Origin of the sequence: Mycobacterium sp. SA01 (assembly GCF_041287105.1) — a bacterium.
GTDB lineage: Bacteria > Actinomycetota > Actinomycetes > Mycobacteriales > Mycobacteriaceae > Mycobacterium.
The window spans coordinates 16,026-40,507 of record NZ_JBGGNO010000012.1 but is presented as its reverse complement, the minus strand read 5'-3'; the positions used below and the strand labels follow the sequence as shown (position 1 = coordinate 40,507).

23 protein-coding genes are annotated in these 24,482 nt (G+C 65.9%); 8 read left to right on the top strand and 15 right to left on the bottom strand.

Annotation, left to right across the window (positions count from 1 at the left end; translation table 11 throughout):
• Nucleotides 1-2 precede the first annotated feature (2 nt).
• Genes AB4879_RS03625 through AB4879_RS03610 form a run of 4 tightly spaced genes read right to left on the bottom strand, consistent with a single transcriptional unit; the run spans nt 3 to nt 4,792 of the window.
• Nucleotides 3-1,193, bottom strand: coding sequence for a cytochrome P450 (locus AB4879_RS03625; protein ID WP_370506476.1), 1,191 nt, complete (start codon nt 1,191-1,193; stop codon nt 3-5).
• The gene (locus AB4879_RS03620; protein WP_370506475.1) at nt 1,186-2,727 is read right to left on the bottom strand and encodes a bifunctional 3-(3-hydroxy-phenyl)propionate/3-hydroxycinnamic acid hydroxylase; all 1,542 of its coding nucleotides are present in this window, start codon (nt 2,725-2,727) and stop codon (nt 1,186-1,188) included. Before AB4879_RS03620 ends, AB4879_RS03625 begins: the two co-directional genes overlap by 8 nt.
• Nucleotides 2,724-3,662, bottom strand: a complete 939-nt coding sequence (locus tag AB4879_RS03615) for a fumarylacetoacetate hydrolase family protein (protein WP_370506474.1) — start codon at nt 3,660-3,662, stop codon at nt 2,724-2,726. The genes AB4879_RS03620 and AB4879_RS03615 overlap by 4 nt, the downstream gene beginning before the upstream one ends.
• Complete coding sequence (locus AB4879_RS03610; protein WP_370506473.1) at nt 3,659-4,792, bottom strand: VOC family protein; 1,134 nt, start codon at nt 4,790-4,792, stop codon at nt 3,659-3,661. The genes AB4879_RS03615 and AB4879_RS03610 overlap by 4 nt, the downstream gene beginning before the upstream one ends.
• 112 nt (nt 4,793-4,904) lie before the next feature.
• Here AB4879_RS03610 and AB4879_RS03605 point away from each other — a divergent pair, with 112 nt between their 5' ends.
• A complete protein-coding gene (locus AB4879_RS03605) occupies nt 4,905-5,567 on the top strand; it encodes a TetR/AcrR family transcriptional regulator (protein ID WP_370506548.1) in 663 nt (220 codons plus the stop codon).
• On the opposite strand, the gene dmpG is transcribed toward AB4879_RS03605, so the two are convergent.
• The 4 genes from dmpG to AB4879_RS03585 are packed head-to-tail and all read right to left on the bottom strand — an operon-like array spanning nt 5,568 to nt 8,972.
• Entirely contained in the window at nt 5,568-6,593 is a 1,026-nt protein-coding gene (gene dmpG, locus AB4879_RS03600; protein ID WP_370506472.1) for a 4-hydroxy-2-oxovalerate aldolase, read from the bottom strand.
• The gene (locus AB4879_RS03595; protein ID WP_370506471.1) at nt 6,590-7,558 is read right to left on the bottom strand and encodes an acetaldehyde dehydrogenase (acetylating); all 969 of its coding nucleotides are present in this window, start codon (nt 7,556-7,558) and stop codon (nt 6,590-6,592) included. Before AB4879_RS03595 ends, dmpG begins: the two co-directional genes overlap by 4 nt.
• Nucleotides 7,555-8,343 (bottom strand): 2-keto-4-pentenoate hydratase, encoded by a 789-nt coding sequence (locus AB4879_RS03590; RefSeq protein ID WP_370506470.1) that lies wholly within the window; start codon nt 8,341-8,343, stop codon nt 7,555-7,557. The genes AB4879_RS03595 and AB4879_RS03590 overlap by 4 nt, the downstream gene beginning before the upstream one ends.
• Nucleotides 8,340-8,972, bottom strand: a complete 633-nt coding sequence (locus AB4879_RS03585; RefSeq protein ID WP_102808968.1) for a TetR/AcrR family transcriptional regulator — start codon at nt 8,970-8,972, stop codon at nt 8,340-8,342. Before AB4879_RS03585 ends, AB4879_RS03590 begins: the two co-directional genes overlap by 4 nt.
• 106 nt (nt 8,973-9,078) lie before the next feature.
• Between AB4879_RS03585 and AB4879_RS03580 the strand changes: the two genes are divergently transcribed.
• From AB4879_RS03580 to AB4879_RS03570, 3 genes are read left to right on the top strand one after another with little or no spacing between them, the layout of a single operon-like run.
• Nucleotides 9,079-10,653 (top strand): bifunctional 3-(3-hydroxy-phenyl)propionate/3-hydroxycinnamic acid hydroxylase, encoded by a 1,575-nt coding sequence (locus AB4879_RS03580; protein WP_370506469.1) that lies wholly within the window; start codon nt 9,079-9,081, stop codon nt 10,651-10,653.
• On the top strand, nt 10,650-11,516 hold the full coding sequence (locus AB4879_RS03575; protein WP_370506468.1) for an alpha/beta fold hydrolase: 867 nt from the start codon (nt 10,650-10,652) through the stop codon (nt 11,514-11,516). Before AB4879_RS03580 ends, AB4879_RS03575 begins: the two co-directional genes overlap by 4 nt.
• Nucleotides 11,513-12,514: a VOC family protein gene (locus tag AB4879_RS03570; protein ID WP_370506467.1), complete on the top strand. Its 1,002-nt coding sequence runs from the start codon at nt 11,513-11,515 to the stop codon at nt 12,512-12,514. Before AB4879_RS03575 ends, AB4879_RS03570 begins: the two co-directional genes overlap by 4 nt.
• Before the next feature lie 33 nt (nt 12,515-12,547).
• On the opposite strand, the gene AB4879_RS03565 is transcribed toward AB4879_RS03570, so the two are convergent.
• On the bottom strand, nt 12,548-13,396 hold the full coding sequence (locus tag AB4879_RS03565; protein ID WP_370506466.1) for an alpha/beta fold hydrolase: 849 nt from the start codon (nt 13,394-13,396) through the stop codon (nt 12,548-12,550).
• Nucleotides 13,393-14,919 (bottom strand): flavin-containing monooxygenase, encoded by a 1,527-nt coding sequence (locus tag AB4879_RS03560; RefSeq protein WP_370506465.1) that lies wholly within the window; start codon nt 14,917-14,919, stop codon nt 13,393-13,395. The genes AB4879_RS03565 and AB4879_RS03560 overlap by 4 nt, the downstream gene beginning before the upstream one ends.
• Nucleotides 14,920-15,002: 83 nt before the next feature.
• Here AB4879_RS03560 and AB4879_RS03555 point away from each other — a divergent pair, with 83 nt between their 5' ends.
• The gene (locus AB4879_RS03555) at nt 15,003-15,626 is read left to right on the top strand and encodes a TetR/AcrR family transcriptional regulator (protein ID WP_102808974.1); all 624 of its coding nucleotides are present in this window, start codon (nt 15,003-15,005) and stop codon (nt 15,624-15,626) included.
• A gap of 57 nt (nt 15,627-15,683) precedes the next feature.
• Here the strand turns inward: AB4879_RS03555 and AB4879_RS03550 are convergent, their stop codons facing one another.
• From AB4879_RS03550 to AB4879_RS03540, 3 genes are read right to left on the bottom strand one after another with little or no spacing between them, the layout of a single operon-like run.
• Nucleotides 15,684-16,334, bottom strand: coding sequence for a M15 family metallopeptidase (locus AB4879_RS03550; protein ID WP_370506463.1), 651 nt, complete (start codon nt 16,332-16,334; stop codon nt 15,684-15,686).
• 20 nt (nt 16,335-16,354) lie between these two features.
• On the bottom strand, nt 16,355-16,747 hold the full coding sequence (locus AB4879_RS03545; RefSeq protein WP_036339526.1) for a DUF4267 domain-containing protein: 393 nt from the start codon (nt 16,745-16,747) through the stop codon (nt 16,355-16,357).
• A 7-nt stretch (nt 16,748-16,754) separates the two neighbouring features.
• Nucleotides 16,755-17,144 carry a hypothetical protein gene (locus AB4879_RS03540; protein WP_370506462.1) on the bottom strand — a complete coding sequence of 130 codons (390 nt, stop codon included), beginning with the start codon at nt 17,142-17,144 and terminating at the stop codon, nt 16,755-16,757.
• Nucleotides 17,145-17,244: 100 nt separating this feature from the next.
• On the opposite strand from AB4879_RS03540, the gene AB4879_RS03535 reads away from it, so the two are divergent.
• Nucleotides 17,245-17,607 carry a DUF732 domain-containing protein gene (locus AB4879_RS03535; RefSeq protein ID WP_370506461.1) on the top strand — a complete coding sequence of 121 codons (363 nt, stop codon included), beginning with the start codon at nt 17,245-17,247 and terminating at the stop codon, nt 17,605-17,607.
• Between the two features lie 70 nt (nt 17,608-17,677).
• On the top strand, nt 17,678-18,106 hold the full coding sequence (locus AB4879_RS03530; RefSeq protein ID WP_370506547.1) for a CAP domain-containing protein: 429 nt from the start codon (nt 17,678-17,680) through the stop codon (nt 18,104-18,106).
• 170 nt (nt 18,107-18,276) lie between these two features.
• Here the strand turns inward: AB4879_RS03530 and AB4879_RS03525 are convergent, their stop codons facing one another.
• On the bottom strand, nt 18,277-18,924 hold the full coding sequence (locus tag AB4879_RS03525; RefSeq protein ID WP_370506460.1) for a S1 family peptidase: 648 nt from the start codon (nt 18,922-18,924) through the stop codon (nt 18,277-18,279).
• Nucleotides 18,925-18,986: 62 nt separating this feature from the next.
• Between AB4879_RS03525 and AB4879_RS03520 the strand changes: the two genes are divergently transcribed.
• Nucleotides 18,987-20,495, top strand: a complete 1,509-nt coding sequence (locus tag AB4879_RS03520; RefSeq protein WP_370506459.1) for a flavin-containing monooxygenase — start codon at nt 18,987-18,989, stop codon at nt 20,493-20,495.
• 276 nt (nt 20,496-20,771) lie between these two features.
• Here AB4879_RS03520 and otsB read toward each other — a convergent pair whose 3' ends face one another.
• A complete protein-coding gene (otsB, locus tag AB4879_RS03515; protein WP_370506458.1) occupies nt 20,772-24,434 on the bottom strand; it encodes a trehalose-phosphatase in 3,663 nt (1,220 codons plus the stop codon).
• Nucleotides 24,435-24,482: the final 48 nt, after the last annotated feature.

Here is a 24,482-nt window from a genome sequence, read left to right as displayed (position 1 = left end):
GGTCAGGCCGCCACGAGTCGCAACGGAAGCCGCTCATAGCAGCGGATGATGTTGTTCACCGCCCACGTTGGGGGGCCGACGAGTTCGATCCGGCTGACGCCGTCACACAGCGCGCGCAGCATCGCCTGCATCTCCAGGCGCGCAAGCGCCTGGCCCGCGCAGGCGTGTGTTCCGTGGCCGAACCCGAGGTGTCGGCCCGCATTGCGACGGATATCGAACTCATCGGGCTGCTCCCATTCGTGCTCGCAGCGATTGGCCGAGGCATAGAGCACCAATACTCGTGATCCGGAAGGCAATTCGACGCCGGACACCTCGGTGGTGCGACGGACTTTGCGACTGAACGCGCGCAGTGGCGATTCGTAGCGCAGCACCTCGTTGACGGCACCAGGAACCAGCGCCGGGTCAGCGCGAAGCAGATCCCACTGGGCGGGGTGGCGTGCGAACAACGCCAGTGCGCTGGCGATTCCGCTGATGGTGGTGTCCAAGGATGGCACCAGATAGTCCACCATGAGCGCGGAGCATTCCTGCGCGCTCATCGCGCCGCCCTGCGCCGCCTCGAGGATTTCATGACCCATGCTGCCGGGCAGCACAGTGCGGTCGCGGACCACGGCGCGCGCGAACCGCAGCATCTGGAGGCTGGCCGGCACCGACCGCGCGGCGTGCCGATTCAACGGACCCAGCACATCGAACGTTGCACCGCCCCAGCGCAACAGGTACTGTCGCCGGTCCCGGGGCCAACCGACCAGGTCGGGTACCACTGAAACCGGAAGCGCCGTAGCGAGATCCGCGACGCCGTCGACGTTGCGCCGGCGAACCGCATTCGCGACGAGATCCCTGGCTTGGCTGTCGATGACCTCGTCGAGCTCTCGCAGGGCTCTGGGGAGCATCCGGTGGGCCAGCAGCTTGCGCCGTCGGTCGTGCTCCTCACCGTCGCTGTTGAGCGTTGTGCCCCGCGAGAGCTTGTTGAACACCGCGGAAAGACCGACGCCATCGCCGGAGATGAACCCGTCGTCGTCGCGCAACACCGTCTTGCATTCGGTGTAGCGAGCCAGCGCATACACCCGCTGTTTGGGCAACCAGACCACCGGGCCCAGCTGTCGCAGCCGCGCGTAGTGCGGGTATGGGTCGAGGATCGCCTGCGTCGAGTAGAGGTCCGGCTCGTAGGTCGGGACCGCGATGGCCGGCCTAGACATGGGCGGCCTGGACGTGCGGTGCGAAAGCCGGCACTGCGTCAAGCACTTTCGCCACGCTCCGGCCCGCTGTCAGCACGGTACGGTCCGGACGGACCACCGCCACCGCGGCCCGCCCGGCGCGTAGCCATGACGCCAATTCCGTACCGGGCTGCGCCGCTATCACGACGGCGCCACGGCGATCCATCTCGTCGCGTTGCGCTGTGGTGATTGGCACCGCGGTGACCACCGCGAATGCGCGGCCCACGATCTCGTCGAATCGTTTGCCGTTCGACACAATCGGGTTCGGACAGAGTCTGCCGGCAAGCTGTCGCCGTCCCGGCGACCTCATGACCAGGCCACTGGCGCGCAGTCCCGGTGTCGCACTGTCCACGGCCTTGTCTCGTACGCCGGGGATCAGGTGCAACCGGGGCACGACGATTCTGCGCAGCGCATCTCCGACGCGACCCCCTGCGGTCATTGCCGCTCCCACAGCCAGCGCGAAGCGGATGAGATTGCGGGCGTGCGGCTTTCGCTCGTCCTCGTAACTGCCGAGCACCGCCTCGGGCAGCCAGCCGTTGATCACGCCCGCCAGCTTCCACGACAGATTCATCGCGTCGCGCAGTCCCGCACACAATCCCTGGCCGATGAACGGCGGGGTCAGGTGAGCGGCGTCGCCCAGGATGAACATGTTCGACCGGCGCCACCGGGTGGCGATCTGAGCCCGGAAGGTGTACTCGGCGACCCGCACGAGATCCAGTTCTTCGGGGGCCACTCCGTCCACCCAGGGACGGATCAGCGGATACAGCGCCGCAAGCGTGGCATAGTCGTCGGCGGTTTCCTCCTCGAGCAACCGGAACTCCCACCGGTAGCGGGATGGTCCGATGCGCATGTAGGTGGCGGCGCGGCCGGGATCGCAGACTTGGTGCACGCCGTCCCACTGGCCCAGGTCGGCGTCGGTCATCACGTCGGCGACGAGCCAGCGTTGCTGAAACTTCAGGTCGTCCATGTGCGAACCGATCGCCTTGCGCACCAGACTGTTCGCGCCGTCGCAACCGAGCACATAGCGCGTCTCGACACAGTGCTGCTCGCCGGTGGACCGGTCGGTGACGGTGACGCGTGCACGGTCGGCGCTGATCGGCACGACGTCGATAACTTCGGCGTTGCCCCGTAATACGGCGTTCGGATGCTTCTCGAGGTTGTCGCGCAGCAGTCGTTCCAGATCCGGCTGGTCGAACATGTTGGCCTGCGGATAGCCGTTGGCGCTCAGCGCCTCTTCACGGCGGAACTCGGCCAGCACACGCATGTCCGGATCGCGGAGCTGAAGCCCACGGGCCGGTCGCGAGATCGCCGCGAACTGCTCGCCGACTCCCAGTCCCGCCAACAGCCGGAACACCTCGTCGTCGAGGTGGACCGCGCGCGGCTGAGGATAGACATCAGTCCAGCGGTCCAGCACCAGGCAGTCGACGCCGTATCGGGCGAGTGCGGTCGCCGCCGATACGCCTGTCGGGCCGGCACCGACGATCACCACAGGCATGAAGGCGGGCAGCGCCGTCATGCGAATCTGATTGGGTTGCGCTGAGTTCCGAGGTCGATCTTGCCGTCGTCGGTTCCGACCGTGGCCTCGACGATGTCGCCATCATGCAGATAACTGGTGTTCTTGGCCTGGCCCGCGAAGAACAGTTTCCACTTCAGTTCGTCAGGCAGCAGGGCGGAGAGCTTCTGCACCGCCTTGGGGGGTGCGGACAGTGCTGTACCGACCGGGGTGCCGGTCAGTATCAGGTCACCGGCGGACAGTGTCTGGAAGCGGGTCAGCGCCGCCAGGGCCTGGACCGGTTTGTAGATCATGTCGGCCTTGACCGTGCTGTCCTGCCGGAGTTGCCCGTTGACCTTGAGTCGTAGCCGCAGGTCGTCGAAGCGGGCCAGTTCGTCGCGGTCCACCAGCACCAGGGCTGGTCCCACCGGGGTGAAACCTGGATACGACTTGCCTTCGTAGAACTGAGTTTTGGTCAACTGGACATCGCGCGCGCTGACATCATTGGTCACCACAAGTCCGCAGATATAGTCGGCGAGGTTGTCCGCGGTGACAGTGGTGCCGACGGGGACGTCGGCCCCGATCACCAGGCCGATCTCCACCTCGTAGTCCAGCAGTCGGACGTGGGTGGGCTTGACGATGTCGTCGACGGGGCCGGTGATGGACCCCGATGCCTTCCGAAAGAACGTCAGCGGCACCGACTTCGGGTCGCCTCCGGTGTCGATGACATGCGACGCGAAGTTCGTCATCTGCGCAACGACCCGACACGGGGCGGTGACCGGCGAGAGCAGTTCGAGCGTCGCAGGCGCCACCGTCTCGGTGTTGGCGACCGCGGCATCGATGGCAGACCGGTCGGCCAGCAGCGCAGCGGTGGTGGTTGCTGTGGTGGCGATCCGGGCGACCGAGTCGGCTGTGCCGGCCCACCATCCGTCAGCTGTGCGATAGACCGAAATCGTCATGAGCGTGCCACTTTCAGTAGTCCCCGCAGGCGGGTGAGGTCGAATTCGTTGTCGTCGCGGACAGCGTTCAGCATCGAGCGCAGCTCGCGTAGTGATTCCTTGCCGGGGGCGATGCCGAGGAAGTCTTTGGTCACCGGCGGTCCCCACTGGGCGAGCCCGGAGGCCGTCATCGGCGCCCATCCTGGTTCCAGGGTGTTGTCGAACAAGTCGCCGTCGCTGAAGTGTTCGACCAGGAAGCCGTCCGGATCGCGCCAGTAGTCGAAGATCTGACTTCCCTGAATATGACGACCGATACCCCATGACCTGCGAAAGCCGCGCTCTCGCAGGTACTCGCCGCCGGCGGCGATCGCATCGAGATCGCTTACCTGATAGGCGGAGTGGACATAACGGTCCGCCGGTCCGAGCACCATGGCCATGGTGTGATGGTCGGTGGGTGTCGCCCCCTGGTCGCACCGGATGAAACTCATGGTCGGCCCCCGCTCGCGCTGGCCGGGGTAGTAGAGAAAATCACTGACTATCAGACCGAAGTGCTCCAGATACCAGTCCAGCGACCGCCGGTACGTGGTGCTCTGCAGCACCACGTGTCCGAGCCGCTGAATCCGCGCCGGCTCGCGCACCGGTCGCTGAGTCGCGTTCGTACGCAGCACCTCTCGACCGAAATTGAACGTATGAACGGGCTGGGCCGGCTGTTCCGGAAGGTCACGCATGCCGGCCACGACGCGCACCGGCATTCCGGCCGGGTCCACGAGTTCGACGGTCACGCCGCCGATGCTGTCCGGCGACTGACGGGTCAGTGTCCCGGTGGCCGCCGCCAGCCGCTCGACGTCAGCGACGTCGTGCGCGGCGAACGCCGGACCGACGAATCGTGAACGCGGCCCGCGACGGATGATCACGCACACCGTGCCGCTGTCCGCGCCGCGCAGGTGCAACTCCCGATCGGTGCGCAGCTCGGTGGTGAACCCGAATGCGTGCGCGAACGTCTCGGCGCGGGTCAGGTCCGGCTTCTCGAACTCCAACCACGCGAGGTCACGCACTTTGATGATGGGGTTCTTCGCCCGGCCCGGGTGTTCGCCGCGCAACGCACCCTGGTCGCTGTGCAGATTGCGATGGGTGTCGAGGTGCTGCGTCACAGCGTCCCCTTTCCTCCACTATCGAAGACTGACGAAATCATCACTTACGAGGACATCATCAGTCAAGACTTCTGACGAAATCATCAGAAATGACATTTGCTGCTAATATCTGCTGATGGCAAGTGATGCCGCGGCGGGAAACCGCCTGGAACGACGCAAGATGCAGACCCGGGCTGCGCTCGTTCGCGCAGCTCAAGGCTTTATCGCCACCGGAAAGCTGAATGCGCCGGTACTGGAGATCACCCAGGCCGCCGATGTCGGGATGGGCTCGTTCTACAACCACTTTGATAGCAAGGAACAGCTGTTCGAGGCCGCGGTCAACGACATCCTGGATGCACTGGGCGCACTGTTGGACAGGCTCGCGGTGGACGGCGAGGACCCGGCACTGACCTTCGCCCGCAGCTTCCGGATCGTCGGGCGCTTATTCCGCCAGCAACCCGAAACCTCGCGCGTGCTGCTCAACGCGGGCCTGACGCTGATGTTCGCCGACCGAGGGCTGGGCCCACGGGCGCTGCGCGACATCACTGTCGCGGCCGAAGCGGGTCGATTCACGGTGACCGATCCCGAGCTGGCTCTGTCCGTCGCCGCAGGGGCACTGATGGGCCTGGGCCAGCTCCTGCAGAATCAGCACGAGCGCGACGGTGCCGAGGCCGCGGACAGCGCCACCCGCAGCGTCCTGATGATGCTCGGTGTCAGCCCGGGCGAAGCCGAGGACATCTGCCGCCTGCCGCTCCCCGATCTCGACGAACTGATGGGGTCGGACTCGGCTGCGTGATCAGCCGTGACCTCGGGGTGCGCCGGCGAGCACATCGAGTGCGATGTCGACGAGCATGTCTTCTTGCCCGCCGACCATCCTGCGACGCCCCGCCTCCTCGAGAAGAGTTCGGGCATCGACGCCGTAGCGCTCGGCGGTGGCCTCGGCATGCCGCAGAAAGCTCGAGTAGACCCCGGCATAACCGAGGGTCAGCGTCTCCCGGTCGACCCGCACCGGGCGGTCCTGCAGCGGGCGAACCAGATCATCGGCGGCATCTTCGAGTGCATGGAGGTCGCAGCCATGCGACCAGCCCATCCGGGACGCAGCCGCGATGAACACCTCCAGCGGAGCGTTGCCGGCGCCGGCGCCCATCCCCGCCAGCGACGCATCGACGCGGCAAGCCCCGTGCTCCACGGCGACAAGCGAATTCGCCACGCCCAGAGACAGATTGTGGTGGGCGTGGATGCCGATCTGTGTGCTGGGCAGGAGCGTCTGGCGAAGCGCGTCGAACCGGTCGGCGACGGCGGGCATCACCATCGCGCCACCCGAGTCCACAACGTAGATGCAGCTCGCCCCAAAGTTCTCCATCAGCCTGGCCTGACCAGCCAGCACGTCGGGAGTGGCCATGTGGCTCATCATGAGAAACCCGACCGCATCCATGCCGAGCTCGCGCGCGACGGTGATGTGTTTGGCGGCGGTGTCCGCTTCGGTGCAGTGGGTGCCCACCCGCACCACGGTGGCGCCGGCCCGGTGCGCGTCTCTGAGGTTGCGCACGGTCCCGATACCGGGCAGCACCAGGGTCGCGATCCTGGCCGAGCGCACCACCGACGCGACGGCTTCGATCCACTCCAGATCGGTATGCGCACCGAAACCGTAGGCGCACGTCGAGCCGGCCAGACCGTCGCCGTGGGCCACTTCGATGGAGTCCACCCCGGCGTCATCGAGCGCCCCGGCGATCGCCGCGACCTGGTCGAGGCTGTACTGGTGGCGGACGGCGTGCATACCGTCCCGCAGCGTGACGTCGCTGATGTACAGCTGGCCATTCACGCCGAGGCTCCTGCGGTTTTGTTGGTGTGCAGAGCAATTCGCTCCGCCGTCGCTTTGGCGGCTGCGGTCATGATGTCGAGGTTGCCCGCGTAGGCAGGCAGATGATCGGCGGCACCGGTCACCTCGATCAGCGTGGTGACCCGAGTACCGACGAACGTGCCCGTCTCCGGAATGAACAGCGGATTGTCGGCGGTGAAGAACTCGAACTGGACCCGCTGCTTGAGCCGGTAACCGGGGACGTACGCCCGCACCCTATCGACCATGACCTCGATAGACTGCTCGATCGCGCCAGGGTCGACGTCTCCGGCCACCAGGCAGTACACGGTGTTGCGCATCATGACCGGCGGGTCCGCGGGGTTGAGGATCATCATGGCGCGTCCTCGCTGGGCTCCCCCGACCGAAACCACCGCGGCCGCAGTGGTTTCAGTGAACTCGTCGATACTAGCCCGCGTTCCGGGGCCGGCCGACTTCGAGGCGATCGCGGACACAATCTCGGCATACGACACGTGGCCGACCTGCCCGACCGCTGCGACGATCGGCACCGTCGCCTGCCCACCGCAGGTCACCAGGTTGAGATTGGGCACGTCGAGGTGATCGTCGAGGTTGACCACCGGCACGGCGTAGGGGCCGACCGCTGCCGGAGTCAGGTCGAGCACGCGAACACCCGTGTCGGCCAGCCGGTCCCAGTTCGCGTAGTGGGCCGAGGCCGAGGTCGCGTCGAAAACCAGCCTGATGTCCGGAAATTCCGGCATTTGCACCAGTCCGTCGACACCTTCCGCGGTCGTCGGCACGCCCAGTTGCCTCGCGCGAACCAGACCCTCGGAATCCGGGTCGATACCAACCATCGCTGCCAGTGCGAGCGGCCCGTCGCTGCCCTGGATCTTGACCATCAGATCCGTGCCGATGTTGCCGGAGCCGAGGATCGCGACCGGCCAGCGCGGTCCCGGCGAGACGGCTCTACTCACGTGAATCTCACGGACACGGCACCCAAACCGGTAATCGAGGCAGAGGCGATATCACCGGAACTGACAAACGCGGCCGCGGTGAAGGAGCCCGACATCACGAATTGCCCTGCCGCGAGCTCTGTTCCGAACTCGCTGAGCGAATTGGCCAGCCAGGCGACCGCGGCTGCCGGGTCACCGAGGACGGCCGAACCCAAGCCGGTGTCGACCTCATGCCCGTTGAGCCGCAGGGATGCTCGGCTGGCGGCCAGGTCGAGGTGTTCGGAGTACGGAACCCACTCACCGACGACCACCGCACCGGAACTCGCGTTGTCGGCCACCGTGTCGCGCAGAGTCAGCTTCCAGTCGCGGATTCGGCTGTCGACGATCTCGAGGGCCACCGCCACCGCGCTGGTCGCTGCACGCACGTCGCGGACGGTGACGTTCGGGCCGCGCAGCGGAGCCCGCAGCAGGAAGGCCACCTCGGGTTCGACCCGGGGCGCGCAGAACCGAGCGCACTGCGCCGTCGAGTCGTTGGCCAGCACCATGTCGTCGAGGATGTAACCGAAGTCGGGTTCGTCCACGCCCAGAAGGGTTTGCATCGGCTCGGAGGTCAAACCGATCTTGTGGCCTACCACGTAGCTGCCGGCGCGGAGGTGGCGAGCCAGGTTCACCTTCTGGATGGCGTAGGCGTCCCCGACGTCCATTCCGGGATAGCGACCGGTCAGCTGATCGGTCGGGCGGGCCTGCTCGGCAGCAACCGCGAGTATGCCGGCAGCGTCTTCGATCTCACTGCGCGACAGCATCATCGAGCGTTCTCTTCGACCATCCGCATCGCGGTCGCATACAGGGCTTGCCCGTGCAGGGTGAACAAGGACACCAGATCGACCGCGTCTCCCCCGATCTCCTTGGCGATGAACAGCCCGTCGGCACCGGCGATCGCATACGTCGCGAGCTCCCGGACCTGCCCCTCGGTCAGTCCGATCGCCAGACGATCGAGGCTTCGACTCATCGCGTCGAAGGCTTCTTCGCGGACCTTGACGAACATCGCCCGCGCCCTCGGTTCGACCGGCCGGCGCTCGAGCGCCAGCATGAGGCCCAGGCGCAGGAAGTCGGGTGACTCCATCAGTGCCTTGGCCGTCCCCGTTGCGACATCCATCAGACGGTCGACCGCAACCAGATCCTCGGGCAACTGCCAGACCGCCATCCAGTTGTTGAAGCTGCGTTCGATCACCGCGGCGATCAGGTCGTCCTTGTCGGCGAAATGCCAGTAGATCGAGCTGGCGGGCAGTCCGCACTTTGCGCTCACCGCACCGATACTCGTCCCCTCGTAACCGCGTTCGGCTGCGATCTCGGTGGCGGCGTCGAGGATTCTGGTGCGCGACAGTTCGCCGTCCACCCGCTTGGCACGGCGCTTCGGCTTGTCCGCTGTGGCCATTTCCGCCTCATCTCTTGACTCTGTAGTGATCACTACACTACCGTAGCGATCACTACGGAACAAGTGCCCGTCACCGTGGACGCGGCAGCCGGGATCGGAGACAGCTATGAACAGCGCATCGACGTACGACGTCGCGATCGTCGGCTACGGCCCGGTGGGTGCGACCGCCGCCAACCTGCTCGGCCAGCTGAGCCTGAGAGTCGTGGTGGTGGAACGCGACCCCGATGTCTACTTCCGGGCCAGGGCCATCTCCACTGACGAGGAGGTCCTGCGGATCTGGCAACAGGTCGGGTTGGCTGACCAGCTCAACGCCGACATGCTGCCCGGTGCCGGCGCTGACTTCGTCGACGCCCGCGGCGTGAGCATCGTCAAACTGCTCCCCGCGGATCGGGGCAACGGCCACCCGCCGCAGCAGTTCATCTACCAACCGGCGGTGGAGGGCGTCCTGCGAAACGGCGTGGCCCGATTCCCCAACGTGTCGCTGCTTCTCGAACACGAGTGTCTACGTCTGACCCAGCGGTCCGACTCGGTCGAGTTGATGCTGGCCGACCTCACTCACGACCAGTTCAAACGCATCAGGGCCAGCTATGTGATTGCCGCAGACGGCGGCTCGAGCGCGATTCGCGGGCAGTTGGGCGTCGGTTTCACCGGCCGAACGTATTCGGAGCGCTGGATCGTCATCGACACCAAGGTGATCGAAAGCTGGCCGGGTCACGACCAACTCCGCTTTCACTGCAACCCCGAACGTCCGACGGTCGATTGCCCCACTCCGCTGGGCCACCACCGATGGGAATTCCCGGTGCGCGAGCACGAAGACGAGGATGACCTCCTCACCGAGGATGCGATCTGGAAAGTATTGCACCAACAGGGAATAACGCGAGCGAACGTCCAGATCATCGGCTTCGCCTGCTACAACCACCACGTCCGATTCGCCGACCGGTGGCGAGTGGGCCGGGTCTTTCTCGCCGGCGATGCCGCGCATGCGATGCCGCCATGGATCGGCCAGGGTATGTGCGCGGGCATCCGCGACGTCGCGAACCTGTGCTGGAAACTGCACGCCGTGGTGACCGGTTCTCTTCCAGATTCAGTGCTCGACACCTATCAGGAAGAACGGCTGCCGCACGTCAAGGAAGTCACCAGTCGCGCGGTGAAGGTCGGCAACATCATCATCGAGCACAACCCCTTTCGAGCGGCCGTGCGCAGTCGATTCTTCCGATTCGCAGGGAAGCTCCCCGGCTTCACGGCGTGGTTGCGTAATCACCGATGGCTTCCGGATGCGCACTACCGGGCCGGCCTGCTCGCGCACAACGGCACCGCGGCCACCGGCTGGCTGATGCCTCAGCCATGGGTCCTCGACGAGCACGGTGCCAGCGTTCGCCTCGATGACCTCATCGCAGGCAAATGGACGATCGTGCACACCGGCACCGAACAATCCTGGTTGCCTTGGCGATTGGCGGGCGTCCCGGTCGTGAAGATCGCTGCGCCAGGTAGCGCCCCGGGTGCCGACGGCATCGTCGACCGCGACGGCAGGCTCACCGACTGGCTGGCCAAGAAGAAGGCAACGGTCCTGGCGGTGCGGCCCGACGGGTTCGTCTACGCGGCCGGCGACGACGCCCACCCCCTGCCCGCTCCCCCGACCGCGCTCACCGTACGAGCCATCCGAGTGAAGGACCACGCATGACCACTGTGCAATCCGAGTGCCACGTCCGCGCCAACGGCGCCGATATCTTCGTGACGGACACCGGCGGTGACGGCCCGCCTGTCATGCTGCTGCACGGTGGTGGTCCCGGGGCGTCGGGGTTGTCGAATTTCTCGCGCAACATCGACGCGCTGGCCCGCCGTCACCGAGTCGTGGTCCCCGACATGCCCGGCTACGGCCGGTCGAGTAAGTACGTCGATCATCGTGATCCGTTCGGCTACCTGGCCGACACCCTGCGCGTCCTGCTCGACGAATTGGGGTTCGCCACAGCGCATCTGGTGGGCAACTCCTACGGCGGTGCGGCCGCGCTTCGCCTGGCGCTGGACACCCCGCACCGAGTCAGCAAGCTGGTCCTCATGGGCCCGGGCGGGATCGGCACCACCCGCGGCCTGCCCACCGCCGGATTGAAGAACCTGCTGTCGTATTACACGGGTGACGGACCCAGCCGCGACAAGCTCGCCACGTTCATCCGCGACTATCTGGTCTTCGACGGCGCGGCAGTCCCCGACGAGCTGATCGATCTGCGGTATCAGGCGTCGATCGATCCTGAGGTGGTCGCCAACCCGCCGCTGCGCCGGCCGTCCGGGATACGCATCCTGTGGCGAATGGATCTGACCCGGGACAAACGACTGCGCCGGCTCGGCACCCCCACCCTGGTGTTGTGGGGCCGCGACGACAAGGTCAACCGCCCCACGGGCGGGCCGATGCTGGCCAATCTGATGCCCAACGCCGAACTCGTCATGACCTCGCACACCGGGCACTGGATGCAGTGGGAGCGAGCTGATCTGTTCAACGATCTGGTGGCCGAGTTCCTGTCCCCCGCATCGAAACTGGCCCTGGCATGAACACCGACGTATTCGGCCGAGTGCATCTGGGCTACCTCGTCGTCGAAACCGAGAAGTTCTCCGACTGGGTCAGATTCGGCCGCGACGCCATCGGCATGCACCTCGACGACGCGCTGCCCGACGTGCTGCGGTTCCGCCTCGACGACAACGCCTGCCGCTTCCTGGTGCAGCGCGGACCCGCTGAAGACACCGTCGCCCTGGGCTGGGAGGTCGACGACCACCGGTGCTTCGAGACCATCGAAGCACGGGTGCGCGGCCATGGAGTGCTGGTGACCCAGGGTTCACCGGAGGAATCCGCATTGCGCGGTGTCGAGCGTTTCATCCGCTTTCCGGGTCCCAACGGGCTGACCCAGGAGGTGTACGTCAGGTCCGGCTCCGCGCATACGCCGCTGCAACTCGGCACCAGTGGATTCGTCACCGGCACAGGTGGACTCGGCCATGTCGCGATCGCGACCAGTAAGCCACACCAGATGCGCGGCTATTACAGCACGGTGTTCGATGCGCGTCTGTCCGACTACATCGACGAGACGATCAGCGGACTGAAGTTCAAGATCCGGTTCCTGCGGGTCAACGAACGTCATCACAGCGTCGCCATCGCCTCGGTGAACCGACTGCCGGTCAACCCCATCCGTACCCGAATCCAGCACTGCAACGTCCAGGTCGCCGAACTCGACGACATGACACTGGCCTACCAGAGAGTGAAGGAACTCGGATTCGACATGGCGCTGTCCATCGGTCAGCACACCAACGACAAGGAGCTGTCGTTCTACGCGGTGAGCCCGTCGGGCTTCGAATGGGAAGTGGGCTGGAACCCCATCGTCGTCGACGAATCCACCTGGGAACCAAGTACGCACGCAGGTATCAGCATCTGGGGCCACACCCCGGAGGGCAGCACGGTCGTCCAGCTGATGGAGCGCTTCAAGACGGGTGCGCACTCGATGCTGCACCGCGAAGCCACCATGCCCGCTCTGGCCGGAGCTGGCATAGCCGATGACTGAGCAAGGACAGCACGTGACTCGCATGCGCTGAGATCACGCGTTGGCGCGCTCCAGGAATGGCAGCAGCAGGTCGGCAAACCGCTTCGGGCATTCGAGCTGCGGCATGTGGCCAACGCGGTTGAGCAGGTGGACCTCGGCGTGGGGATATACCTTCATCGCCGTACGGATGTGGTGTGCGGGCAGGATGCGATCCCGGGTGCCCCAGACGATCAGCGTCGGACGCGGCGTCCGGGCCACGCCCGCGGCGAGCTCACGGCGCCACTCCGGACGCACCCCGCGTGGCGTGCCGAGCGCCAGCGCGGTCTCGCGCATCACCGCGCCGGCACCGGGCACAGACCCGACGGCGAACGCGTGGTCGATGCGCTCTTTGGTGGCGATTGCTTTGTCCCCGTGGATCAGACGTTCCATCAGCACGGCACTCGCGCGGGTAGGTCGCCGGATGCTCATCGGGCCGAGTACCGGCATCGTGAGCATCCGCAGCAGCATGGTCACCTCGCTGCCGAAGCCGGCGCTGTTGACCAGAGCCAGGCTCGCGATCCGCTCCGGCTGATCGACGAGCAGCTGCTGGGCGATGGCGCCGCCAAGCGAGTTACCCACCACATGGACGGGCCTGTTCTCCCCCAACGCATCGAGGGCGGCGGTGACGCCCTCCGTCAGCACCGGCAAGGTGATGGTTTCTTGCGGGCGCTCGGAGAAGCCGAAACCGGGCACGTCGAGCGAGATCGTCCGGTACGACTTGGCCAGCCGTTCGTGCTGCGGCGCCCAATCCTCCAGGCTGCGACCGATCCCGTGGATAAGCAGAACCGGTGGGTTTCCGGGATCACCGTCCACCCGGACCCGGGTGCGACGGCCCTCCACCTCGACGAAGGCGGTGCGACTCATGCCCGGGCCAGGCCCGAAACTGCCTCCGCGCCAACGGCTGTGCTGAACCGCAACGCCGGATCCTCGACGGAGCCCTTACGCAGCCGGTCGTGATCCGCCCAATAATCCATCTCGACCGTCCAAGGACCGGACGACCCCTGCTGGGGGAACAGGTCGACCGACCGCTGCACGTAGCCGGCCGAGAAGTCGAGCATCGGGCGCTTGTCCATGTGCGGGTCATCGACGATGGGAACCACCGTCGTATAACCATGCCGATCCATGTACGCCATCAGGCGGCACAGGTGCTCGCACACCAGGCCGACCTTCAACGTCCACGACGAGTTCGTGTAGCCGAACGCGAACGCCAGGTTGGGGATGTCCGAGATCATGAAGCTCTTGTACAGCAGCGAATCGTGCGGGTTCTTCACCTCGCCGTCGACGGACACCTGGATTCCGCCGAGCGGAAGCAGCTTCAAACCTGTTGCGGTGACGATGATATCGGCGTCGAGCGTCGTCCCGGACTCCAGCAGGATCCCGGTCTTGGTGAACCGCGCGATGCGGTCGGTGACCACCGACGCCTTGCCCCGCGCGATCGAGCGGAACAGGTCCGCGTCGGGCACCGCGCACAGCCGCTGGTCCCAGGGGTTGTAGGTGGGGTTGAAGTGAGTGTCGACCTCGAAGCCTTCGGGCAGAGCCTTGACGTTCAACGAACGGATGATCCGGCGTGCCAGCTTGGGGTGGCGCTGGCACAGGTTGTAGATGAACCGTCCCTTGCCGATGTTGAAGCGACGCGTCGCGGCGTAGGCAGCCTTGGCCGGCAGCACCTTGCGCAGCGAGTTGGCGATGGGGTCCTTGCGCGGCAACGGCATCACATAGGACGGCGAGCGCTGCAGCATGGTGATGTGTTCGACCTCGCCGGCCATCGCGGGGATCAACGTCACCGCGGTGGCACCACTGCCGATCACGACAACCTTCTTACCCGTGTAGTCGAGATCTTCCGGCCAGGACTGCGGATGCACGATGCGTCCCTCGAAGTCCTCTTCACCCTCGAAGTGCGGTCGGTGCCCGCCGGCGTAGTCGTAGTAGCCGGTGGCCCCGAACAGCCAGTCGCAGGTCACCTCGAACTGCTCGCCGTCACGTTCGAGGACGACCGTCCACTGCGCGGTGGCCGAGTCGAAGTCAGCCTTCAACACCTTGTGGTGCAGATAGATTCGACGACCCAAGTCGTCCTCATCGACGACCTCGTGCAGGTAGTCGAGGATCTCGTGGGCGTCGGCGATCGCATTGTCCGACGTCCACGGCTTGAACTCGTAGCCGAAGGTGTGCAGGTCGGAATCCGACCGGATGCCCGGATAGCGGAACAGATCCCAGGTGCCGCCGATCGCATCGCGACTGTCGACGATCGCGAAGCTCTTGCCGGGCTGCATAGTGGCCAGATAATGGCCCATCCCGAGGCCGGAGATACCGGCACCGACGATCAGTACATCGACGTGGCCGCGCAGCGGCTGCGTCGGGCGGACCTGGTTGAGCGAGTTCACGGTCATTCGGACACCCTCTGGCGTAGAAACTGTAACGTGAATAGTGTTATAGTTTCGCGGATCAGTGTCAAGGGTTCGAGGGAGTTGCGATGACCACGGTGTCGGTTCCGCGGCGGGCGCCGGTTCAGGCCCGCAGCCGCCAGACCGTCGCCCGGATCCTCGACGCGGCCGCCGCCATTGCCGATGAGCAGGGCATTGACGCCGCAACCACCCGCACGATCGCCGACCGCGCCGGAGTGTCATACCCCTCGCTGTACCGGTTCTTCGCCGACCGCGACGCGATTTTCGACGAGCTGATGGAGCGGCACTGCACCGAGATCGACGCCCGGTGCGTCGCCGCCGAGCAGACGTGGACGATCACCTCGATCTCCGATCTGCTCAACAACGAGATCGACCTGCACGTCGACTACTACCGCAGGCATCCGAGCGCGGCCGGGATGTGGATGGGTGGTCGGACCTCCCCCACCGTGACCAAACATGTGCACGCACGAATGCACACCCTCGCCGACCGGCTGCACAACATCCTCGTCGGCGTCGGCCTGCTCCCCGCCGACACCGACCCGCGAGCAATGCTGGTGGCCGTGGAGATGGCCGATCGAATGCTGGAGCTCTCCTACCGAGACAACAGCGAGTTCGACGAGGCGATTCTCGACATCGGCCGGGCTGCGCTGCTCGCCTTCGGTGAATCGCTGGCGGCTCGTCTGCACGCCTGACGGCTAACCCGTCGAAGTCGTTGCAGCCCAATCAGTCTGGATAATCCTGCGCCCGGCTCAGCGGCGTTCGAAGTGTTGATAGTCGACGGGGTTGCGCCAATCGCCACCCCAGGCCCAGCCGCGATCGGTGAAAGCGCGCACCGCCACGTCGTCGGCGTGCAGAATCCCCGGATCGGTGCGGCGACGATCGAGATATCCTCCCGCGGTTGCCGGTTCGAGATCACCGTTTCGATCGAGGTACGGATTGAACAGTGGGTTGAGATCGATTGCACGGCCGTAGGCATGCAGCGACCAGGTGGTGCTGCCGGGCATTGGCCGGCAGTTGAAGGCGGACGTGTTGTTGTCCTCCATCGACAGTTCGTCGACCGCCCCCGGATAGTCCTGCGGCATTCGCATCTTCGCGATCGGATATCGCTGCCGGTGAAGGTCGGCGAAGATCGCGATCACCTCGGCAACTACATCTCGGTGCACGACGAGCACGCCGCGATGGTCTCGCCCGTCCAGGCCGACATAGTCCAGCTCGACGCGACGTAACTCGTCGGGAGCCACCGGACAACCGGGACGCCAGGTGGCCCCAAGGTCCGCGACGGTCACCGGCAGCACCACCGGCGCCGTGGTGATGGGCGCGATCACTGACGACGGCGCGGCCTGGTGCGGCTCAGGGGCCGGACTGCATTGCACGAGGACAGCGGCGGCGGCGAGCGCCACCGACAACGCTGCCCGCGGGTCTACGGAGCGACCTCCGGCGCCGGCGTGCGACGTCGGGTGGCACCCCAGAGACCGACGCCGATGCCCACCACCGCGCCGCCGAGTCCGATGATCTGCTGACCGCGGGTGAGTTCACTGTGCACGCTGGTCCCGCCGAGCAAATCGGCGGCGTCCGCTCCGCCCGAAGCCAGGAACCATCCCCGGGTATTGCGCCCGCGCAATCCTGCCGACAGCAGGAGTCCGCCGATCAGCGCGTCGCGGTAGCCCATCGACCGCAGCAGCAACCGAGCCGACGGGCCCGGGTCGTTGGGCTCACCCCACAGCTTGTTGGCGCCCAGCGGGTCCGCCAGGAAGTGCACTCCGGATGCCAGCCGGATGCTGCCCGCGATCACCGCGGCCTTGTCGATCGACATGTGGTTCCTACAGGGTCGCGGTGAACGGGCCGAGGAGCTGACAATCGGGCGCGACGTTCTGTCCCATCCATACGGGGCAGCCGCGGCCGGTCGCGATATAGGTGAAGCCCGGCTGGTAGGGCACCGAGATCACCGCGGGATCCGAACCGTGCGCCTGCGTGCAGTGCGTCACCCCGTCGGCGCCCAGCAGACACGCGACCGCCAAGTAGGGGCCGCCGCCCGGTCCGCATCCCGCGAGATCGGCAGTGGCGGTGACCCCGCCGGGGCCGACAACGGGTGGCGAGAGGGTGTACGTGCACGGCGGCAGCGGCCCGGCGGTCGCCATGGGAGCCGCCACGGCGGCACCGCCGAGGGCCACTGCGAACGCTGTCAACACCACGTACGTCGGCCGGATCATGGCCGAATCCTAGATCACCTAGGTGATTCGTCGACGTGGATTGGGCGGATCGTGAGCGGTTCCCGACCTGCGGAGATCAACTATGCGACACACTATGTCCATGCATACCGCAGCACCCCGCCTGCTGATCGCGGGCGGCCTGGCCGCGCTGGGCACCGTCGGCGTCCTGGCCACCGCGCAACCCGCCCACGCTGACAACATCGGCTACCTCGTCAATGTCACCGTGCGGCCCGGGTACAACTTCCCCAACGCCGACGCGGCGCTGTCCTACGGCTACGGCGTGTGCGATCAGATCAACTCCGGGGTGAGCTACGGCCGGCTGGTCAACACCATCAAGACCGACTTCTCCACCGGCGACGAGTTCCAAGCGTCGTATCTCATCAGCCAATCCGCCCAGGAACTCTGCCCCGCCGCCATCTGGCAGCTGCGCCAGTCCGCTGCCGGCTACGTGCCGTCCACCTAGTAAGGAACGGCCCGTGCTCCATCGAGTGATCCACACCGCCACCGCAGTCGGCGCGGCCACGGTACTGGCCATGGCCATCGCACCGGCCGCGCACGCCGACAACACCCGCCTCAACAACGGTGTGGTCGCCAACGTCTACACCGTCCAGCATCAGGCGGGTTGCTCCACCGACATCAAGAAGAACCCCGCATTGACGCAGGCCGCCGAGTGGCAAGCCAACGACGTCCTGACCAACCGCGCACTCGACGGCGATTTGGGATCGGACGGCTCCACACCTCAAAGCCGGGCTGCTGCAGCCGGTTTCACCGGAACGGTCACCCAGACGGTGGCGATCAATCCCGCGCTGGCGATCAACAACCTCGACGTCATCAACCAGTGGTACAACGACCCGGCCGCGTTCGCGATCATGTCGAACTGCGCCAACACCGCGATCGGCGTCTGGTCCGTCAACAGCCTGGACCGGTCGGTTCTGGTCGCGGTGTACGGCCAGCCGGCCTGACCGGCTAGGAGAGCCACGAATCGTCCACGGTGTGGTTCTCGGCGCGTTGAACTGGGCGGCGCAATGGTGGGATCCGCGGAGCGCACCACTCGACCGCGTCGTCGCCAATGCTCACGACCTGGTGCGCAGGGGCATCCCGCCTGTTGCAGGAGCCGCTACCGATTCAGCCACTACGGCAGGATCCGTAACCCCCACTGCGCCAGCAAGGGCTGCACGAGGGTGAAGTACGTCGTGTAGTCGTCGCCGTCGGGCGAGGACATCAAGATGCCGGCCGCGCTGACGGTGCCGTCCGGGTTCTTGACGAAGCCCGGACTGCCGCTGTCCCCTTCGAGGCTGTAGACGCTGGCTTCGACGACATCGCCCTCGACGCCCTTGACTTCACCGCAGGTCTCCCCGGTGACCGCACCGACCTTGCAGAACGGCATACCGGCGCGAATCTGGCTGGCGCCCAGCACGTCCCGCACCGAGTACCGGCCGCCGACGTCGCCATTAGGTGCGCCAACGCCGGGGTCGAGGCGAATGATGGCAGCGTCCCGCTTGTCGCCATTCACCTCGCTCGCACTGATGGTCCCCAGCAGAGTGTCGTCTTCGCCGTACGTCCACGCCGAGCCGTCGTGCGCATCGCAGTGCCCGCTGGTCAGCAAGTAATAGTTGCCGTCGTTATCTTGCGCAGCGAAACCCGATGTGCAGCGGCCGCTTTCGTCGTCGACCTCGATACCCGGCGTGGGCGGCGGGGCCGCCATCGCCGGGCTTGCCAACCCGACCGCAGCGCTCAGAGTCACACTCGCCAGGCGCGCGATCCGCCACCCAACACCCATGTCAGCCTCCCTTGGAGTGAATCGAGGCGATCGTACGACGAGACCGTGGAAGACTTCGGCCAATGACGGCGAACGTCGCGGTGATCGGTGCCGGTCCGGCCGGGCTGGTGGTGTCGCGGTGGCTGCTGTCGCAGGGCCTCGAACCGTCGATCTTCGAGCAGGGTTCCAGCCTCGGCGGACAGTGGACCGCGCAGCCCGGCCGAAGCGGCGTGTGGCCGGGTATGCACACCAACACCAGCCGCATCCTGACCGCGTTCAGTGATCTGCCGCTCGACGGAGATCTCGTATTTCCCTCGGGCGCACACATTCTCGACTACTTGCATCGCTATGCCCGCCTGTTCGAGTTGGACTCCCGGATTCGATTCGGGGTGCGGGTCGATGCCGTCGCCCGCGCCGGGCATCATTGGGTAGTCAGCCATGACGGGATCGACGAGCACTTCGACGGAGTCGTCGTCGCCACTGGGCGGTTTCACTCCGCGTTCGTCCCGCCGGTGCCCGGCCTGGACACCTTCACCGGATCAGCCGGTGCGATCACGTCGTATGAGTACCGCGGCCCGTCCGCTTATCGCGACAAGCGCGTGCTGGTCGCGGGGTGCGCGGTGAGCGCCCTGGAGGTCGCCGCCGACCTCGCCGGCGGCGGTGCGGACCGCGTGGTCGTCACTCAGCGACGCCAGCGGTACGTGCTGCCGAAGTTCGTGGCAGGCGTGCCGTCGGACCACCGGATGTTCACCCGCTACGGGGCGCTGGCCGACGAGACTCTGCCGGCCGCCGAGATCGACCGCCAACTCAAGGAGATCGTCCTCGAATCCGCCGGCAATCCCGAGCAGTACGGCGCCCCGCGTCCCGCCGAGTCACTCTTCGCTGCCGGCGTGACGCTCAACCAAAATTTCCTACCCGCCGTCGCCGAAGGCTCGATCACGATCCGACCCTGGCTGCAGTCGGTCGACGGCCCCACAGTGAAGTTCGGTGACGGACACACCGAAGAATTCGACGGCATCGTGTTCGGAACGGGTTTCACGCTGAGCCTGCCGTTCCTCGCCGACGATGTCCGGGCGACGCTCAACGTCGACGCCGGGAAGTTCGGCACCGACCGTCATACCTTCCACCCCGATCTCCCGGGCCTGGCCTTCATGGGCATGTGGGATCAGTCGGGCGGATACTTCGTCCCCCTGGAACTGCAGGCCCGGTGGATCGCCTACACCTGGGGCGGCACGGTCGTGCCACCGGACGACGCCCAGCAGCGCGAGGCCGTCGCCGCGTGCCACTCACTCGGGCCGCGAAAAACTCGAATGAACCTGGCCGCCATCACTTTTGCCCGCGCGGCGGGTGTAGAACCTCGGTTGGAGAATTGGCCGGGCCTGCGGCGCGCGCTGCTGTTCGGTCCGCTCGCGCCGAGTTGCTTTCGGCTGGAGGGTCCCGACGCGCTGCCGGCCGCCGCGGCGCGGTTCGCCCGGGAGGCGGCCGCCTTCGGCGCCATCACCGACAATGACCTGACCGGCCGAGAGCGCAGCTACTGGTCGGACGTCGAACAGGCCAGTGCGCAGGCCCACCCGACGGTTTCGGGGAAGTAACGGTCGAGCAGCGTTATCGCAAACAAAGCCCTCACACTCCCCCGCACGGAACCGCAGGCCAGCCGGAAAATAATGGCGCTCTGGCAAATTTTCTTAGCGACGTATTACCGCTAGAAGCTTGCCACCTTAATTTTGGCCCATACGTTGAACCTCATGTTGATCGACGTTCGCTGGCTTCAGTTCCTGCTGAAGCGCCCCGCGCACAAGTAAGCCCGCCACCGGCGGCGATGCTGACCTGCCCATGGGTATGGTCGGCCGCCTCCGCACCACCGGCGCTCAGCCGGGGAATCGGACGGTGGTTCCCGGCGTGAGCGCGACGACGCGACCATGGCATTCCACGTCGACTCGGCCGGTGTCGCGCGGGTCCACGCTGATGATCACACCCTTGCCGCTGACCCGAAGGTGCAGATGTAGGCCCCGATAGTGGATCGGAACTGCCAGCACACCCAGTGTCTCCGGCCAGTGCGGGGACAGAATGATGCGGCCCGAACGGGTCTCCAGCCCGGTGAAGCACCGCTGCATCAGGTCGACGCTGCCGGCCATCGCTGCGAGGTGAATGCCCTCGGACGTGGTGCCACCCTGGATGTCGGAAACGTCGGACGTCAGAACCTGTTGGAAGAACTCCATGGCGCGATCACGATTCCCCCGGGCCAGCACCCAACTGTGGACCACACCACTGAGCGTCGACCCGTGCGATGTGCGGGCGATGTAGTAGTCGACCGTCTTCGGGATCTGTTCGCGCGTGAAGCGGTAGCCGAGCCGGTCGAGTATCTCCCGCAACTCGTCTGACGACATGAGATAGAGCAGCATCAACGCATCGGCCTGCTTGGAGGCCTGGTAGCGATTTACGTCGTCGTCCTCGGCCTCCAAGATGCGGTCGAGGCGCTGGATGTTGCCGTACTTCTCGCGGTAGGCGTCCCAATCCAGCTCCTTGAGATCGCCGTAGCCTTCGAACTGACTGATGACATCCCCACCGGGCTCCGACCCGGTGCTCGGGGCAGAGTGGAACGGGACGAACATCCGGCGGCTCACCTGCTCCCAGTTCGCCAATTCGGCACTGTGCAGTCCCAGCGTCTCCCTCAGGTCGAGGCGGTTCGGCAGGGGCAGCAGATTCAGCGCGTCGAGGGCCCGCATGATCACCCACACCGCCATCACGTTGGTGTACGCGTTGTTGTCGATGCCGTCGTACGGCGCATTCGGATAGCCGGAGTGGAATTCGTCCGGCCCGATCACGCCCCGGATGCTGTAGCGGTCCCGCTCCTCGTCGTAGCTTGCTCTGCTGACGAAGAAGCGTGCGATCTCCGCCAGCATCTCCGCGCCGTAGTCGATCAGATACGCGAGATCGCCGGTGGCCTGGTAGAACTTCCACGCGTTGTAGGCAACGGCGATTCCGATGTGGTGCGCGCGAGCGCTCGAGTCGGGGTTCCACCGGCCGCTGCGCGGATTCAGGTGCAGCAGTGGGCTTTCCTCGCGCCCATCGCTGCCCGACTGCCACGGAAACATCGCGCCGGCATAACCGGCCGCCGCAGCGGCGTGCCGGGCCTCCGGCAGTCTCCGGTAGCGGTATCGCAACAGGGAACGGGTGATCATCGGCAGCCGCAGGTTGAGCACGGGGAAGATGAAAAGCTCGTCCCAGAAGATGTGGCCGCGATACGCCTCGCCGTGCAGTCCGCGCGCCGGCACCCCGACGTCGAGATCGGAACTGTTCGGCGACACCGTCTGCAGCAGATGCAGCAGATGCAGTCGTAGGATTCGCACTTCGTCGGTGAAGTCCTCGAACTCGATGGACAGCCGCTCCCACAGATGCACCCACTCGGTCAGGTGCCCGTCGAGTAGATCCGCGAACCGGCCGATCTGGCTCAACCGGCGTTGGGCGTCGACGCTGGGTTCGGATATCGCGACGTCGCGCCCCGTATAGAGGGTTACCACCTTCTCCACCGTCACCGACTCACCGACTGACAGCCGAACGGAGATGTCGTGGCCGATTTCTGCGTCCTTGTCGAATGGCTGATAGGCAGCCGGCACGGGCTCGCCGTCGCGCCAGACGGTGCTACGCGCCGCCATTGCGATGGGAATACGAGACTGGTTCGTCTGCACCGCCAAAAGCACTGAATTGCCTGAGATTTCGCGCTTCTCCAGCATTTCGAGATGAGCGTCGGCCAAGTCGCGATAACGCTCGACCAACGCGTTGCGGACATTGCCGTCCAGCGTCGAGCGAACCTCGATCACCCCTGACCAATTCTCGGCGACGATCGTCGTCGCGAGCGCACCAACGTGCGGCATGTGCATCGCGATGAACCGTTGTTGGGTCAGTGCGCTCGTGCGGCCTGCGTCATCGGTGAAACGGACCTCGCGCGTCAGAACCGCGCCGCGAAGATCCAGGGTCTGCCGGTAGGACAGCACCGTGACCGCGTCGATGTCGAACCAACTGCCGTCGTCGATCCGGAAGGTCAGCGCCAGCCAGTTGGGCAGGTTCACCAGACTCTCGTTGTCGATCGTCTCGCCCGAAATGTCGTCGACGAGACGGTTGTACACCCCTGCGGCATAGGTGCCCGGGTAGTGCACCTGCCCGGCTTTCGACTCGGGCGCAGCACCCCGGGTGGCGAAATAGCCGTTCCCCACTGTGCACAACGCCTCCCGGAGCTTTTCGCTCTGCGGGTCATATCCCTCGAAGGTGAAGTCCCAGGCCTCGCCCGACGCGTGATTCTTGTAGGCCAGCCACCGAGACCCGCGCTCGATGAACGCACGCACCTGATCGGGACCGGCCAGGGTGAAATGAGCAGCGGTCTTGCGGTCGCCGTCCTCGTCGTGCCCCACGACGATCCCGATACCGTCGAATTGCACTGCATCGAAAGCATCTTCGTCGGTCATATCGTCGCCGATGTAGATCGGCAGCAGGGAATCGGACCCATCGATTCGGTCGAGGATCCAGGCCAGCGTGGTTCCTTTGTCCCAGTCGATATCCGGTCGCAGCTCGACGAGCATGCGCCCGCTGGTGACCCGTAGATCATCGTGCTGTCCGAGCCGGTGCGTCGCGGCGACGATCTCGCCGACGTGTTCAGGGGCGACCTCGCGGTAATGCACCGCCACGGCGAAGCGCTTGTGCTCCACTCGTACACCGGGAATGTGCGCCAGGGTTGCGCGTAGCTCGTCGGCTGCGTTGCGCAGGGCGGCCACGGCCGCAGCGGCCGCCTCGTTCTGGTGGTACGTGCCGTCGGGTCCGATCAGCTCGAACCCATGGCTGCCGGCGTACCAGATGCCAGGTATGCCCACCCGGTCGCGGATGTCGGCGAGGTCGCGGCCGCTCAGGACCGCCACGGGGCACACCGCGGAGACGAGTTTCAGCGCCTCGGCCCCTCCCTCGACGAGCTCGGCTGCGGCGGGATCGGACACGATCGGGGCCAATGTTCCGTCGTAGTCGAGAAACAACACCGACTGTCGGGCATTGATGACACCGATGAGCTGACCGTAGGCTTCCAGCGCATTCGGGAGGTCGGAGATGCGCTTGTCCCCTGCCCGAACCGCGACGTCGGCAAGGTCTGCCAGCACGACATCGGCTCCGCACCGCACCAGCGTCTCGGGGTCCCCGGTTCCGTCGAGGCCGATAACAAGTGCGAATCCGCCATCGTGAGCCGCGGTCACCCCGGCGTCGGTGTCCTCCACGACGGCCGCACGTTGTGGACTGACCCCGAGGCGGCGTGTGGCGCCCTCCAGACTGTCGATGCAGACATCGAACAGATCATCTACCCCGGCTGCTTTCAACACGTCCTGAAAGCGCGGGTTGGACCCGTGGGCCGCCGTTGCGACGCCGCCGCCGCGCAGCTTGCGCGCCAGTTCGACCATCGCCCCGAACAGTCTCGGGTCGTCGATCAGCGCACCATCGAGGTCGAAGATCACCGCGTCGTGATAGCGGGGGTCGACAGTGACCGGCAACTTCACTGCTCAGCTCCTCAACAGATTGGCGTTGGTCCGCAACGGAAGTCGGCG

Bases quoted from the DNA above. Each gene is read 5' to 3' on its own strand.
- AB4879_RS03625 (WP_370506476.1), bottom strand. From the start codon at position 1,193: ATGTCTAGGCCGGCCATCGCGGTCCCGACCTACGAGCCGGACCTCTAC.
- AB4879_RS03620 (WP_370506475.1), bottom strand. From the start codon at position 2,727: ATGACGGCGCTGCCCGCCTTCATGCCTGTGGTGATCGTCGGTGCCGGC.
- AB4879_RS03615 (WP_370506474.1), bottom strand. From the start codon at position 3,662: ATGACGATTTCGGTCTATCGCACAGCTGACGGATGGTGGGCCGGCACA.
- AB4879_RS03590 (WP_370506470.1), bottom strand. From the start codon at position 8,343: ATGATGCTGTCGCGCAGTGAGATCGAAGACGCTGCCGGCATACTCGCG.
- AB4879_RS03585 (WP_102808968.1), bottom strand. From the start codon at position 8,972: ATGGCCACAGCGGACAAGCCGAAGCGCCGTGCCAAGCGGGTGGACGGC.
- AB4879_RS03580 (WP_370506469.1), top strand. From the start codon at position 9,079: ATGAACAGCGCATCGACGTACGACGTCGCGATCGTCGGCTACGGCCCG.
- AB4879_RS03575 (WP_370506468.1), top strand. From the start codon at position 10,650: ATGACCACTGTGCAATCCGAGTGCCACGTCCGCGCCAACGGCGCCGAT.
- AB4879_RS03570 (WP_370506467.1), top strand. From the start codon at position 11,513: ATGAACACCGACGTATTCGGCCGAGTGCATCTGGGCTACCTCGTCGTC.
- AB4879_RS03565 (WP_370506466.1), bottom strand. From the start codon at position 13,396: ATGAGTCGCACCGCCTTCGTCGAGGTGGAGGGCCGTCGCACCCGGGTC.
- AB4879_RS03560 (WP_370506465.1), bottom strand. From the start codon at position 14,919: ATGACCGTGAACTCGCTCAACCAGGTCCGCCCGACGCAGCCGCTGCGC.
- AB4879_RS03555 (WP_102808974.1), top strand. From the start codon at position 15,003: ATGACCACGGTGTCGGTTCCGCGGCGGGCGCCGGTTCAGGCCCGCAGC.
- AB4879_RS03545 (WP_036339526.1), bottom strand. From the start codon at position 16,747: ATGTCGATCGACAAGGCCGCGGTGATCGCGGGCAGCATCCGGCTGGCA.
- AB4879_RS03540 (WP_370506462.1), bottom strand. From the start codon at position 17,144: ATGATCCGGCCGACGTACGTGGTGTTGACAGCGTTCGCAGTGGCCCTC.
- AB4879_RS03535 (WP_370506461.1), top strand. From the start codon at position 17,245: ATGCATACCGCAGCACCCCGCCTGCTGATCGCGGGCGGCCTGGCCGCG.
- AB4879_RS03530 (WP_370506547.1), top strand. From the start codon at position 17,678: ATGGCCATCGCACCGGCCGCGCACGCCGACAACACCCGCCTCAACAAC.
- AB4879_RS03525 (WP_370506460.1), bottom strand. From the start codon at position 18,924: ATGGGTGTTGGGTGGCGGATCGCGCGCCTGGCGAGTGTGACTCTGAGC.
- AB4879_RS03520 (WP_370506459.1), top strand. From the start codon at position 18,987: ATGACGGCGAACGTCGCGGTGATCGGTGCCGGTCCGGCCGGGCTGGTG.